Origin of the sequence: Gottfriedia sp. NPDC056225, assembly GCF_042267765.1 — a bacterium.
Lineage (GTDB): Bacteria > Bacillota > Bacilli > Bacillales > Bacillaceae_G > Gottfriedia.
The window spans coordinates 1-13,913 of the sequence record NZ_JBHJTJ010000038.1 but is presented as its reverse complement, the minus strand read 5'-3'; the positions used below and the strand labels follow the sequence as shown (position 1 = coordinate 13,913).

The window sequence follows — 13,913 nt, the reverse complement described above, 5'->3', positions numbered from 1 at the left end:
TGACCTCTTCATATGAAGGGGTCATTTTGGTTTATAGGCATTTTAGTGTAAAATAATATCGATGAAAATAAAATGAAATGGTGATTTTGTTATGAATGAAGTAAATTTATCAAAGCGTTTAAAAAGAGTATATGATTACATACCAGAAGGGACAAAATTAGCTGATATTGGGTCAGATCATGCTTATTTACCTTGTTATGCAGTTTTAAATAAAAGATGTACATCGGCAATTGTTGGAGAAATAACTGAAGGTCCATATAATTCAGCTCGTTCTACGATCCGTCAAAGTGGGTTAGAAGGTGTAGTTGAAGCAAGAATGGGTGATGGACTTGAGGTTCTAGTTCCAAACGAGGTAGATGTCATTACGATTGCTGGGATGGGTGGCTCTTTAATCTCAAGCATTCTTGAGAATGGAAAAGTAAAACTTGAAGGTGTTGAAACTTTAGTATTACAACCAAATATAGGTGCACATCAAATCAGGACTTGGCTTGAGAAAGAAGGATATTCCCTTGTAGATGAAGATATATTAGAAGAGGATGGTAAAATCTATGAAATTCTAATAGCTTCTAAGTCAAATCAAAATAGTGCTTATAGTGAAAAGAAGGAAATGGAGCTATTTATTGGTCCTTATTTACTTAAAAACAAGAATGAAGCCTTTCAGAAAAGATGGGAGCATGAAAAGAAAAATTTTGAGAGAATTTTATCTCAATTAGGATCAGCGAAGCAAACAGAGGAATCGGTTCAGAAAATGAAAGAAATTGAACAGAAACTAGAGTGGATAAAAGAGGTGCTTTCATGAAATCGATAAATGGTTTTCAGCTTGTACAGCAGTTTGATGAACTATTCCCTAAACACCTAGCTGAAGAAGGAGATCCAAACGGCCTTCAAATAGGTACTTTATCAAAATCGGTGACAAAGGCTTTAGTTGCATTAGATGTCACAAAAGAGGTTGTTGAAGAAGCTATTTCAATCGGAGCGAATTTAATTATTGCACATCATCCAATCATTTATCGACCATTAAAAAAGATTGAAACAGACAGTGAACCTGGTAAAATTGTTGAACTCTGTATTAAAAATGATATTGCTGTTTTTGCTGCACATACAAATGTTGATATTGCAGAAATCGGTGTGAGTGATTTTTTAGCAGAAGCTTTACAATTAGAAAATACGAAAGTTCTCGCTCCTACTTATGTAGAAAAGTTAATTAAATTAGTAGTATTTGTACCAAAAACGCATGCTGAAAATGTTTTAAATGCATTATGTGATGCTGGGGCAGGTCATATTGGCAATTATAGTCATTGTAGCTTTAGTTCAAATGGCAAAGGTACATTTATGCCATTAGAAGGGACAACACCTTATATCGGTCAACGTGGACAATTAGAAGAGGTAGAGGAAGTAAAGCTTGAAACAATTGTTCCAGAACTAAAATTAAAGCATGTTCTTAAAGCGATGCAAAAATCTCATCCATATGAAGAAGTAGCTTATGATACATTTACATTAGAAAATGAAGGGAAAACTTTCGGTATTGGAAGAATCGGAAGTCTTAAAGAAGATCTTTCATTAGAAGAATTTGCAAAATATGTGAAAGAAAAATTAGACCTACAAGGCGTAAGAGTAGTAGGGGCTTTAGGAGATAAAGTAAGAAAAGTTGCCATTGTTGGTGGAGACGGAAATAAATTTGCCTATCATGCAAAAAGAAATGGTGCGGATGTGTATTTGAGTGGGGACATTTATTATCATGTCGCACAGGATTGGAAAATGCTAAATTTAAATATTGTTGATGCAGGACATAATATTGAAAAAGTAATGAAGTCAGGTGTAAAGCGTCTTTTAGATGCTAAACTTAAAGAAAAAAATATGGATTGTGAAATTATTGCTTCTACAATTCACACTGATCCTTTTACATTTATCTAATGATTAAAAATAAGGACTTCCGGATATAATTTCCGAAAGTCCTTTTCTTTAGTCTTTGATTCTAACCTTAGGAAGAATTTTACCTAATTCAACCGATGATTTTGTATCCCAAGTGCTTTCATCGTTCGGATCGTACTTTTCTAAAAATGCAATCACTTCACGAGTAATAGGAGTTGGTGTAGACGCTCCAGATGTAACAGCAACAGTCTCAACACCATCTAACCATTTTAACTGAAGCTCAGTAATATCTGAAATACGAAATGCTTTTGTTCCGGCAATTTCATGCGAAACTTGTGCCAATCTATTTGAGTTATTGCTCATCGGGTCACCGACAACAATTGTTAAATCTGCTTGACCTGCTTGATCAGCAATTGCTTCTTGACGTACTTGAGTAGCCATACAAATTTCTTTGTGAACATGTGCAGTAGGAAACTTTTTGATTGAATATTGAATTAATTCAACTACATCCCATTGACTCATAGTAGTTTGATTTGTAATGATAATTTTTTCAGTCGGAATTTCTAACACATCAATATCAGTTTTATTTTGAATCAAATGAACGATTGACGGTGCGATTCCAACTGCGCCTTCAGGCTCTGGATGCCCTTTTTTACCGATATAAATAAAGTGGTAGCCTTCTGACATTTTTTCTTTAATTAAATCATGAGTCTTCGTTACATCTGGACATGTCGCATCAATTGTCGTTAGTCCTTTTTTAATTGCTCTAGATTTTACCTCAGGAGAAACTCCATGTGCAGTGAAAATGACAGTTCCTTTGTCAATTTTATCTAGAATATCTAATCTGCTTGGACCATCTAAAGTGATAATACCTTCTTCTTCAAATGCATCTGTAACATGTTTATTATGAACAATCATACCAAGGATATAAATCGGTCTTGGTAGTGATGGATCTTTTGCTGCATTTCTAGCAATTACCATTGCATCTACGACTCCGTAGCAATAGCCTCGTGGGGTAACTTTTAAAACTTTCATGGAGTAGCCCCTCCTTTATAATATTGTTATCATTTTTTATTATAAAGGAGGGAGATGGTAGTATACAAAGAAAAAGAAAATTTACATAAACAATTTTGGTTTTGGATTTCTATTTGAAGCTCTTTCTTCTTGGATAGGATTTAGTTCTAATTCGGATTCACTTGAAACTTTCTTTCTTTTTTTTGTTTTTGGTTTAGACTCATTAATAGGGACTAAATCAACTGCTTCATTAGAATCCTTCTTTTTCGCTTTTTTTGGATCGATTAGTTCATCAGTATTGACTGCTTTAAAAATTTTATAAATTGAAGGGAAGTTTTTTAATGCAGGAACGTATTGTTGAATCATTGGTGTGACCTGCTGTGCAGCTTGAACAGCTCTTTGCATACCACCTATAACTCCAGTGATAGAAGTATCGCCACCCATGATCCTTGATAAAAATCCTGGACTTCCGTCATCTTCTTTTTCAGGGGGCTGCCCTGTCATTGGATATGGATTTTGTGCACTTTGTTGTTGATAATTACTGCCATTGTGAGCCTGCATTACTGGTTGATTCTGAAATGGTACTGATTGTAATATTTTATTTTGCATTAAATATTGTTGATGCGCGTTTAACTGAGGTTGATGAGTGTTTAACTGTGGTTGATATGCTATTGGTTGCTGATAATGTCCTTGTTGCCCCGCAATTTGATGTGTTGGTTGGTAAAAGTGTTGTGGATATGGTTGCTGCGGTGCTTGAGGATATGGAATTCTTTGATCAAAATTTGGTCTTGGTCCGTATGGATTTTGCATATTTTGATAAGGCTGTTGATAACCATTAAAATAATTTGGACCGTTCATTGGAAAAGGTTGTTTGTTTTTTTTCTTAAACTTATCAAGTATTCCCAACCTAATACCTCCTTTCAAAATGCTCTTTATTACTTAGGCTATGCAATTACTTTGAAAAGGTTAGTATAGGACAGTCTAAAAATTAAAATCCTAATCATTAGAAAGAAAAATAAGTATTAGCTTTTATTAGTACTTCTGTTGTATAATAGATATTTGTAACTATTTTGTATGAGGAAATGAACTCCTCTATTACATAGAAAGTTTAAATTAAGAAGGTGAGTTATATGGCAATTTCATTTAAAGATTATCAATTAAAACCATTTATTTTGGAAGCGATAGAGAAGAAACACTTTACAGAACCAACAGAAATTCAACAAAAGATTATACCTCAAGTTAAAACTGGACGTAGTGTGATAGGTCAATCGCAAACAGGGTCAGGAAAGACTCATGCATACCTTATTCCGACAATTAATACATTAGATCCATCTGTCGATCAAGTGCAATTAGTAATTACTGCTCCAACGCGTGAATTAGCAACTCAAATTTATAACGATGTTCAAGCGATTATTGAATGCTGTCCTGAGGATCAGCAATTAACTGCTAAAAACTTCGTTGGTGGTACCGACTACAAACGTACTGTTGAAAAACTAAAAAAACAACCGCATATTGTGATCGGTACAACAGGTCGTATTAAAGACTTAGTAAATGATAATGTTTTATTAGTTCATACTACGAAATATTTAGTAGTAGATGAAGCTGATTTAATGTTAGATATGGGATTCATCCATGATGTGGACCAAGTTGCATCAAAAATGCCAAAGAAATTACAAATGCTTGTTTTTTCTGCGACAATTCCTGAAAAACTTAAACCATTCTTGAAAAAGTACATGGAAAATCCTGAACATATTCATATTAATCCAAAACAACTTTCTGCTCAGAAAATTGAACATATCATTGTTCCAAGTCGTCATAAAGATAAAGTTAAAATGGCAAAGGATATTTTATTAAGTTTTCAGCCTTATTTAGCAATTATCTTTACGAATACAAAGAAAAAAGCAGAAGAAGTTGCGACTCAATTATCATCATATGGCTTAAAAGTTGGTCAAATTCATGGAGATTTAAGTCCTCGTGAACGTAAAAAAATGATGAAACAAATCCAAGACTTAGAGTTCCAATATATTGTTGCTACTGATTTAGCATCACGAGGCATTGATATTGAGGGTGTAAGTCATGTTGTTAATATCGAATTACCTGCAGATTTAGACTTTTATGTTCACCGTGTAGGTCGTACAGGTCGTGCAAACTTTGATGGAACAGCGATTACAATTTATGATCAAGAAGATGACCAAGCGTTAGACAAGCTTCAAGAACGCGGTATTACTTTTGAGCATCGCGAACTTAAAAAAGGTGAGTGGGTTGATTTAGGTCCACGCGCTAAACGTAAGCTTCGTAAAAGAACAGATCGCAATTTAGATGCTGTTGCAAATAAAACAATTAAAAAGCCTTCTAAAGTAAAACCAGGCTACAAGCGTAAACTGAACGACCAAAGAGAATCTTTTAAAAATAGATTAAAGCGAAAAAGTGAAAGATAATTTATAAAGCAATAGGGGGGCTGTCCAAAAAGTCGGGGTAACTGACAAACGGGTGGCCCTTTATTTTAATTGAGTTTTAAAGTAGAAGGGATACTACTGGTGTTTTTTATAGAACACTAACCTTTCAGGGTATATTCATTTAACCATGTTCTATTTTCATGTTAAAATGATAAGTATGATTAATTAAGCTAGGAGTTGACGTTATGTTACGAATTGGATCTCATGTTTCAATGAGCGGGAAAAAGATGTTTTTAGCCGCTAGTGAAGAAGCAGCAAGTTATGGTGCAAATACATTTATGGTATACACAGGTGCACCCCAAAATACACGTCGTAAAGCACTTGAAGATTTAAATATTGAAGCAGGTTTAAAACATATGGCTGAAAATGGAATTGCTGATATTATTGTCCATGCACCATATATTATTAATATTGGTAATACAACCAATCCGGCTACTTATGAGCTAGGCGTTGAATTTTTACAAAAAGAAATAGACCGTACAGCAGCATTAGGAGCAAAACAAATCGTATTGCATCCAGGTGCTCATGTCGGCGCAGGTGAAGATGCTGGTATTGATCGAATTATTCAAGGTTTAAATGAAGTATTAACAGCGGATACTCCAGTACAAATCGCGCTTGAAACAATGGCAGGAAAAGGCTCAGAATGTGGTAAAACATTTGAGGAAATAGCGAGAATTATGGAAGGGGTTCATTACAGCGATAAACTATCAGTTTGTTTTGACACATGCCATATAAATGACGCTGGATACGATATTGTGAATGATTTTGATGGTGTCTTGCAACAATTCGATCATTTGGTTGGTATCGATAAAATAAAAGTACTACATATTAATGACAGTAAGAATCCTATGGGTAGTCGTAAAGACCGACACGAAAACATTGGTTTTGGAACGATCGGATTTAAAGCATTAAACTATATCGTTCATCATCCACAATTAATGGAAGTTCCTAAAATATTAGAAACACCATATGTTGGTGAAGATAAAAATAGTAAAGTGGCACCTTATAAATTAGAAATTGAAATGTTACGCAATCAGGAATTCAATGAAAATTTAGTTCAGGAATTAATGAAAGCTTAACTAAAAGAAACCAGCTCAATTATTGGGCTGGTTTTTTGATTTATTCTACAGTTCTAACGTCATCTTCACTCACTTGTCTATACCCCCCAGATTCAAATTGGAAATATTCAACTTCTGGATTTGATCTTTTTGAGGAGAAATACTCAAATTTAATTAAAAGAAGAATCGCTCGATTGGAATATCCAGACGCATATTGGTTTTGTAGAGAGCTAGTACCAAGATCATAAAAGAATTTTTGTTGTTTTAATATAGTACGACTAAAGGTTTTTATGTAAGATGCTTTAACATATTCGCCTTATTTTAAAGGTCTAGAAGATTTCTGAGAAGTAAACGTTTCTTGGGCACCAATTGAATAACCAAGTTCAGCACTTATTAATGAGTAAGAAACATTGATTGCTCCTGTTAAGTTATGACTAGAGGAAGTACTAAACGAGAAAGAATCGACTTCACCAGTTTCTTGGGCTGGGTAGCCTGTGTAAATTTGAACCCAGTCACCTTTTTTAATATTGCCAGTTGAAGTTTTGTTTATAATTTTCGAGTAATAATATGTAGAAGTTGAAAAAGTATTTATTGAATAGGTTTGGGAGTTTGATGTGGACTCAAGGAGTAATTGAATTTTCGCAGTTGTTCGCTGTTGAAGCACTTAAATAGGTTATCAAAAGTAAACATTTTTTAATTTTCTACTAAACAAATAAATATTCCTTTCTAATTTTTTATGTAAAACTTGTTCTATTTACATGTTAATCGTATTGAAAAAAGAAGGATCTTTACGAAATGTATGTGAAGATTGAAAGGCAAATTTGTGATAGTAATTTGAATTCATAAATTAAAAAAAGCCCCTAACAAAATCGTTAGGGGCAATTTTTCTTACTTATAATTCTATTTCTACGACCTTCTTTAATTTGCTATCCAAATATGAAGCAATTATTTTGCCATCTTTAATTCTTTTCACAGTTACAACATTACTAACTAGTTCGTGATCATGTTCGTCTAAATGTAATAATTTAATATAGACCACATGTGCCTTGTCACGTGTGATTAAACTACTAGCGATGTTAAGTGCTAAGTCATGGCTTAAATCATCCATATGAAACATGTGTTTGAATTTAACTTCATCATCTGTTTCTTTGTCTAAATAAATAATTTCATAATGTAGCTCATGCAAATCCATATTAATCCCTCTCATTTCGTTTTAGAATAAGTAGTGATTCATTGTATGAGCATTATATGATGTGTGAAATGAGTAGAGTTATTAATTAAAGCTTTTTAATGAACATTTTAATCAAGCTTAAGTTAGCTTTTGAAAAATAATATCGATCTGTTGTGCTGTAGCTTTAGAGGTTACGTTTGCAATTTGGGTAAGGATTTGCTTTTTATGTTCAGCATCATAAATATTATAGTTTTTACCGTTTAAAATAACTGCCACTTTATTGGCTTGATCTGGCGTAATATAAACTTGGTATTGCTGACTTAATTTTAAAAGATCCTTTGGGGTAATGTTATTAACCTTTTTATTTATGAGAGTTTGGATAATATTCATTCTGTGCCTCCTCTTAGATGAAATTCTACATCAATAGATTTTATGAGGAACCCCGATAAATAATGAATGAGGGAAAATGTTTACAATTATTTTTTAGCGTAGGTAAATGAAATTAGGAAAGTTTATTAAACGTAAAAGACGAAAGAAAGTAGTATTTTTGTATAGAGTTGCGAGTTAAATCTATCTTTAAGTAGTGAAATAGTCATTGAAAATGGAAAATTATTGATTTAATAGATTCTGTTTGGATTAAAAAATTAAAATTTAATTAAAAATATAATTGACAATGATAATCAATATCATCTAGACTGTATATAATTCATTGGAATTGATAATCGATATCAATTAGAGTGATTAAATTTTAAGGAGAGATTTCAACTATGAAAAAGCGATTTTTCAGTTTTATGTCATTAGGTTTAGCGCTAACATTAACGGCATGTAATAGTAATGAGGTATCTAAATCATCGGTTAAACCAACAAAACAATATGATTTAGCAAAGCGTTCATACGGATTCAAAGAGGCTCCTAACAACGTTGCGGTCTTAAGTTCAGGGGATTTAGATATTGTTAGATCATTAGGTGGCAAAATTGTAGGTAGGCCAACATCAATCATGCCTACAACAGATCCAGAATTAAAAGACATTGTAGAAATAGGGAATATCCATCAACCCAAATTTGAAGAAATTGCTAGTGTTAAAGCTGATGTACTATTTGCAGGTAAGGCATTTGCGAATAACATAGATAAAGTGGAGTCACAAGGAACGAAGGTTGTTGTAACATCTGGCAATTCAATCAATGAAATTAAGCAAAGTATTACATTGATTGGTAATGTATTAAATAAAGATAAAGAAGCAAGTGTTTTAACTAGTCAAATAGATAAACAAATGAAAGAATATGGTTCAGACAAAAAAACAACAAAGGCATTAATCGTATATGGTGCAGGAACTGACTTTCTAATAGCATTACCAACTTCTCTTTCAGGGGATGTATTAGATAAAGTTGGTGGTGAAAACATTGCTTCAGAATTTACTGAAGATAAAACAATGCCAGGATATGCGCAAATTAGTGCAGAACGAATAATTGAAAAAAATCCAGATGTCATTTTTATGATCTCGCACGGTGATCCAGAGGCTACAAAAAAAGCATTTGAAAAGCAGATGTTACATAATAAAGCATGGAGTACATTAAACGCAGTTAAAAAGAATCAAATTATATTTTTACCACCAAACTTATTTGCAGTAAATCCTGGAACTGGAATAACTGAAGCACTGAAATTTATGAATGATGAGTTAGTTAAGGTACAATAATTAAGTAAAAGTAATCAATCAATCTATTAAACTATAAAAGCTTGAATTCATGATAGAATTCAAGCTTTTGTTTTAATTTAGTGAATGGCTTTCTTCTTAAACTTTCCACCTTTTACATCTGCTATATTGCCAATTGCAATAAAGGCATTTTCATCATAATCTTCAACAATTGATTTCAATTTTGCTTCTTCAAGTCGTGAGATAACTGTAAAGATAATTTTTTTATCTTCACCCATAAAGCCGCCTTCACCATGAAAATACGTAACACCTCGACCTAAACGGGCATTTAATGCATCGCCGATTTCTTTATCATAATCACTTATAATCCATACAGATTTAGTATCTTGGAATCCTTCAATTGTTAGATCAATCGTTTTAAATGCTACATAATAGGCAATTAATGAGTACATAGCATTATCCCATCCAAATACAAAGCCTGCGCTTCCGAGAATAAATACATTAAATGCCATAACTACTTCACCAATTGAAAAAGGTGATGATTTTGTTAATAATATTCCTATAATTTCAGTTCCATCAAGAGAACCTCCATTACGAATAACTAAACCTACTCCAATTCCTAATCCTAGTCCACCAAATAATGCGGCTAATAATGGGTCATTTGTTAAATGAGGAATGTCCTTAAAAAGTGAGGTAAATACTGAGAGTACAGTGATACCAAATAACGTTGAAATTGCGAATGTTTTACCAATTTGCTTATAACCTACTAATACAAAAGGTAAATTTAATAAGAATAGAAAAATACCGAGATTAATCGAAGTAATATGGGAGAGGATCAAAGAGATACCTACGATTCCACCATCAATGATATCAGTTGGAATAAAGAAAGCTTTTAAGCAAACTGCCATGAGTGCAGCTCCTAAAGTAATAAAAAACCCCCGTTTAATAATCTTAAAATTTGAAAGCTTACGATGTGTAATTGCGTTCAAAAAACCACCTCTTTATCTATATTTATAGGTTAATTGTAACATATTGTATATTTCGTCACAAAGTGAAAAGGCTTGAATTATTAAAAAAACGTTAGAAAACAACCAATAAAATTAAGGGTTTTAAACAATAGAAAAAGACGAATTTAATCGAAAGTTTATCTGTCAATTCCTGAGCTTTCTTTGTTTACAAATAGGAAGTATTCTCTTATACTAAGAACTTGAGATAAAACGTAATTATTCCTAAATAGATGAAGGTGTTAAAATAAATGAGTCAAGATATTATAAAAATTGAAGATTTGTCTTATAGTTATGAACGCCAAAAGGTATTAAAAGACATAAATCTTCTTGTAAAAAAAGGAGACTTTTTAGGATTAGTTGGTCCGAACGGCAGCGGTAAATCAACTCTTCTAAAATGTATATTAGGTATTCAACAACCGGATGAAGGAAAAATTGAATTATTCGGCACAGATATTCGAAAGATGAAAAATTGGGATAAGATTGGATATGTTTCGCAAAAAGCAAACAGTTTTAATTCAGGCTTTCCAGCTTCAGTTTTTGAGGTAGTATCTTTAGGCCTTGTTTCAAAAATTGGATTATTTAATGGATTTAAAAAATCTGATAAACAAAAAGTTGCCGAAGCATTAAAATCAGTTGGAATGTATGAGTTTGCGAACCGTAATATTGGTGAACTATCAGGTGGCCAGCAACAGCGTGTTTTTATAGCTCGAGCACTTGTTAGTGATCCGGAATTATTAATATTAGACGAACCAACAGTAGGAGTAGATGCTGAAAATGTCGAAAGCTTTTACCAATTATTAAGTGACTTAAATTCGAAACTTGGTATTACGTTATTATTAGTTTCTCATGATATAGGCATTATTACTGATAAAGTATCACATGTTGCATGTTTAAATAAGAGACTTCATTTCCATGGTAGTCGAGAGAAATTTAAAGATGCCACAGAGAAGGATTTATCACTTTTATACGGTCACTCTGTACATGTACTGTCTCATAATCACGAACATGAAGATGGAGGTGATCGAACATGATGGATTTTTTTCATTATGATTTTTTAAGAAATACGCTAATCACGGGTATGATTATTGGAGTAATGGCCCCATTATTAGGTGTATTCGTTGTCTTTAGAAGATTATCATTAATTTCTGATGCTTTAAGTCACGTCACATTATCAGGCGTTGCAGCAAGTCTATTACTTGAAAAGTATTTCTTTACTTCAGGTTTTATTAGTCCTTTATTTATGGGGATGACATTTTCAGTTGCAGGAGCATTTTTAATCGAAAAATTAAGAAGTGTATATAAACATTATCAAGAGTTAGCAATTCCGATTATTCTTTCAGGTGGAATGGGATTAGGCGTTATTTTAATTTCATTAGCAAATGGATTTAATACGGATCTTTTTAGTTATTTATTTGGTAGTGTCAGTGCTGTTTCTGGTCAAGATTTAATAACTGTCATAATTATTGCTGTATTTGTAGTAATATCTATCATAGTACTTTACAAAGAATTATTCCTTTTATCATTCGATGAGGAATATGCAGTTGCTTCTGGAATAAATGCAAAGTGGATCCATTATTTATTTATCTTATTAGTCGCTTTAGTAGTATCCATTTCAATGAGGGTTGTAGGTGTACTATTAGTCTCTTCTCTAATGACGTTACCGGTAGCATCAAGCATTCGAATTTCAAAAGGTTTTAAACAAACTATTTTCTTTTCAATTATGTTCGGAGAACTTTCAGTTGTTGCAGGTATTTTACTTTCTTATAATTTAAACCTAGCGCCTGGTGGTACGATTGTAATCCTGCAAATCCTTATTCTTATTTTAACTTTAGGCTGGAAGAAATTAAGAACAAGTCAAAGGTAGTGATTAAATGAAATTAGCAGATGCATCAAAGCTATTAAAAGAAAGAGGATTTAAAAACACGCCTAAACGATATGATATGCTTGAATATATTTTTAGGCAAAATAAATATGTAACTGCAAGAGATATTCAACAAGCTCTTAAAGATAAATACAAAGGGCTTAGCTTCGATACAATTTATCGTAATTTATCCACATTTATCGAAGTGGATGTAGTTGAAGTTACAGAACTAGATGGAGAAAAACGATTTCGTTCAAAATGTTCTTCATCAGAACATCACCATCATTTTATTTGCTTAGATTGTGGAAATACAAAAAGTATATATAGATGCCCTATGGACAATTTATCTGTTGATTTACCTGGCTATACAGTACAAAGCCATAAATTTGAAATATACGGTCTTTGTCCAGAATGTAGTTAAAGTTAATAAGTCTGAAAATAAGAACATAGTATGCACACTTGAAGAGAGTACGAAGGTACTCTCTTTTTATTTTTAATGAACGAGTAAACTAATTTATTTTTAAAAGATTACATAAATTTCCAATTTGATTTATACTTTAATGAGAAGTGATATTTATTTTGATTATTATGAAAAGTAGAGGAGAGAAAATATGCCTATTGGAGATCTAATATATCAGTTGATTGTTATTTTAATACCGATTGCTATTATTATTTTTTGTGTATTTATTTTTCGATCTTTTAAGAAATATAAGCTACAAATGAAAAGACTTGAGGCAAAAATTGATAAAATAAACGAAAACTATAAAAATCTAAAGTAGACAATAAACATTATTGTCTTTTTTTCGTTTATAAGGTATAGTAATGTTCATCATATACGTTTAAATGTTTAAACGTATAATCATATAAAAATTAATAGCTTTAAATAGGAGATAATGATGAAATCATATGAGACAGTTTTAATTACAGGTGCATCTGGAGGTATTGGAAAAGAACTAGCTTTTCTATTTGCAAAAGATGGATATAATTTAGTTTTAGTTGCGAGATCGTATGAAAATTTACTGAAAGTAAAAAGTGAAATTGAATCTTATTCGAATAATAAGATTCATCTATTTTCAAAAGATTTATCAAAAGAAAATGAGATTACTTCACTACAGAAAGAATTAATTGAAGAAAAAATTCAAATCGATTATTTAGTGAATAATGCGGGGTTCGGATTGTTTGGAGAGTTCGTAAATACAAGTTTAGATGAAGAATTAAATATGATTGATTTAAATATCCGTACAGTAACACATCTTACAAAATTATTCTTAAAAGGTATGGTTGAGCGAAATAAAGGTGGAGTGATGAATATAGCATCTACAGCCGCATTTCAACCTGGACCATTAATGGCAGTTTATTATGCAACAAAGTCATATGTACTTTCCTTTTCCGAAGCACTTTCGAATGAATTAAAAGGAACAAATGTAAAGATAACAGCTGTTTGCCCAGGAGCAACTGAAACAAATTTTGGAGATCGTGCTAACATGCATGAATCAAAATTATTCCAAAGTGGAGTAGGGAATGTAAAAGATGTTGCAAGAGTAGCATATAAGGGATTTAATGATGAAAAGACAATTGTAATTCCTGGAGTAACTAATAAAATACTTGCGACATCTGTTCGTTTCATGCCAAGAAAATTAGTCACGAACGTCGTAAGGTCGATTCAAAGAAGAATATAATAGTATAAAAACGACTCTGTCATATTTGATCGAGTCGTGTTTTTTTTTTATTTATAATGTGTTGGTTTTGATTTAATAAATTTGTAAAAAAAAGAAAGTTTAATATATAAATTAAAAATATATTTTTTATTTTTTTTTATAAA

The 13,913-nt window shown here is 32.1% G+C and carries 16 protein-coding genes; 10 read left to right on the top strand and 6 right to left on the bottom strand.

Annotated features, from left to right (window positions below; genetic code table 11):
• The first annotated feature begins 91 nt into the window (after window positions 1-91).
• Together ACFCYN_RS19400 and ACFCYN_RS19395 are read left to right on the top strand one after the other, a co-directional pair.
• The gene (locus ACFCYN_RS19400) at window positions 92-799 is read left to right on the top strand and encodes a tRNA (adenine(22)-N(1))-methyltransferase (RefSeq protein WP_375951132.1); all 708 of its coding nucleotides are present in this window, start codon (window positions 92-94) and stop codon (window positions 797-799) included.
• The gene (locus tag ACFCYN_RS19395; protein ID WP_375951130.1) at window positions 796-1,914 is read left to right on the top strand and encodes a Nif3-like dinuclear metal center hexameric protein; all 1,119 of its coding nucleotides are present in this window, start codon (window positions 796-798) and stop codon (window positions 1,912-1,914) included. Before ACFCYN_RS19400 ends, ACFCYN_RS19395 begins: the two co-directional genes overlap by 4 nt.
• A gap of 48 nt (window positions 1,915-1,962) precedes the next feature.
• Here ACFCYN_RS19395 and ACFCYN_RS19390 read toward each other — a convergent pair whose 3' ends face one another.
• Window positions 1,963-2,907 carry a 4-hydroxy-3-methylbut-2-enyl diphosphate reductase gene (locus tag ACFCYN_RS19390; RefSeq protein ID WP_172443840.1) on the bottom strand — a complete coding sequence of 315 codons (945 nt, stop codon included), beginning with the start codon at window positions 2,905-2,907 and terminating at the stop codon, window positions 1,963-1,965.
• 81 nt (window positions 2,908-2,988) lie between these two features.
• Entirely contained in the window at window positions 2,989-3,792 is an 804-nt protein-coding gene (gene vrrA / locus ACFCYN_RS19385; RefSeq protein WP_375951128.1) for a VrrA/YqfQ family protein, read from the bottom strand.
• Window positions 3,793-4,016: 224 nt separating this feature from the next.
• On the opposite strand from vrrA, the gene ACFCYN_RS19380 reads away from it, so the two are divergent.
• Window positions 4,017-5,324, top strand: coding sequence for a DEAD/DEAH box helicase (locus ACFCYN_RS19380; RefSeq protein ID WP_172443842.1), 1,308 nt, complete (start codon window positions 4,017-4,019; stop codon window positions 5,322-5,324).
• A gap of 203 nt (window positions 5,325-5,527) precedes the next feature.
• Entirely contained in the window at window positions 5,528-6,421 is an 894-nt protein-coding gene (locus ACFCYN_RS19375) for a deoxyribonuclease IV (protein WP_375951125.1), read from the top strand.
• Between the two features lie 295 nt (window positions 6,422-6,716).
• Here the strand turns inward: ACFCYN_RS19375 and ACFCYN_RS19370 are convergent, their stop codons facing one another.
• The 3 genes from ACFCYN_RS19370 to ACFCYN_RS19360 form a co-directional block, all read right to left on the bottom strand.
• The gene (locus ACFCYN_RS19370; protein WP_172443844.1) at window positions 6,717-7,064 is read right to left on the bottom strand and encodes a hypothetical protein; all 348 of its coding nucleotides are present in this window, start codon (window positions 7,062-7,064) and stop codon (window positions 6,717-6,719) included.
• 228 nt (window positions 7,065-7,292) lie between these two features.
• A complete protein-coding gene (locus tag ACFCYN_RS19365; protein WP_098119999.1) occupies window positions 7,293-7,592 on the bottom strand; it encodes a hypothetical protein in 300 nt (99 codons plus the stop codon).
• A 117-nt stretch (window positions 7,593-7,709) separates the two neighbouring features.
• The gene (locus ACFCYN_RS19360; RefSeq protein WP_172443845.1) at window positions 7,710-7,961 is read right to left on the bottom strand and encodes a DUF2624 family protein; all 252 of its coding nucleotides are present in this window, start codon (window positions 7,959-7,961) and stop codon (window positions 7,710-7,712) included.
• 377 nt (window positions 7,962-8,338) lie between these two features.
• On the opposite strand from ACFCYN_RS19360, the gene ACFCYN_RS19355 reads away from it, so the two are divergent.
• Window positions 8,339-9,265 (top strand): ABC transporter substrate-binding protein, encoded by a 927-nt coding sequence (locus ACFCYN_RS19355; protein WP_375951123.1) that lies wholly within the window; start codon window positions 8,339-8,341, stop codon window positions 9,263-9,265.
• A 77-nt stretch (window positions 9,266-9,342) separates the two neighbouring features.
• Here the strand turns inward: ACFCYN_RS19355 and ACFCYN_RS19350 are convergent, their stop codons facing one another.
• Window positions 9,343-10,212: a YitT family protein gene (locus ACFCYN_RS19350; protein ID WP_172443847.1), complete on the bottom strand. Its 870-nt coding sequence runs from the start codon at window positions 10,210-10,212 to the stop codon at window positions 9,343-9,345.
• Window positions 10,213-10,478: 266 nt separating this feature from the next.
• On the opposite strand from ACFCYN_RS19350, the gene ACFCYN_RS19345 reads away from it, so the two are divergent.
• The 5 genes from ACFCYN_RS19345 to ACFCYN_RS19325 all read left to right on the top strand — a co-directional run bounded on the left by ACFCYN_RS19345 (window position 10,479) and on the right by ACFCYN_RS19325 (window position 13,770).
• A complete protein-coding gene (locus tag ACFCYN_RS19345) occupies window positions 10,479-11,261 on the top strand; it encodes a metal ABC transporter ATP-binding protein (RefSeq protein ID WP_172443848.1) in 783 nt (260 codons plus the stop codon).
• Window positions 11,258-12,094 carry a metal ABC transporter permease gene (locus tag ACFCYN_RS19340; protein WP_172443849.1) on the top strand — a complete coding sequence of 279 codons (837 nt, stop codon included), beginning with the start codon at window positions 11,258-11,260 and terminating at the stop codon, window positions 12,092-12,094. The genes ACFCYN_RS19345 and ACFCYN_RS19340 overlap by 4 nt, the downstream gene beginning before the upstream one ends.
• Before the next feature lie 7 nt (window positions 12,095-12,101).
• Window positions 12,102-12,512, top strand: a complete 411-nt coding sequence (locus ACFCYN_RS19335; protein WP_069034156.1) for a Fur family transcriptional regulator — start codon at window positions 12,102-12,104, stop codon at window positions 12,510-12,512.
• Between the two features lie 190 nt (window positions 12,513-12,702).
• Window positions 12,703-12,870: a DUF4083 family protein gene (locus tag ACFCYN_RS19330; RefSeq protein ID WP_375951120.1), complete on the top strand. Its 168-nt coding sequence runs from the start codon at window positions 12,703-12,705 to the stop codon at window positions 12,868-12,870.
• 117 nt (window positions 12,871-12,987) lie between these two features.
• Window positions 12,988-13,770: an SDR family NAD(P)-dependent oxidoreductase gene (locus ACFCYN_RS19325; RefSeq protein WP_375951118.1), complete on the top strand. Its 783-nt coding sequence runs from the start codon at window positions 12,988-12,990 to the stop codon at window positions 13,768-13,770.
• The last annotated feature ends 143 nt before the right edge of the window (window positions 13,771-13,913 follow it).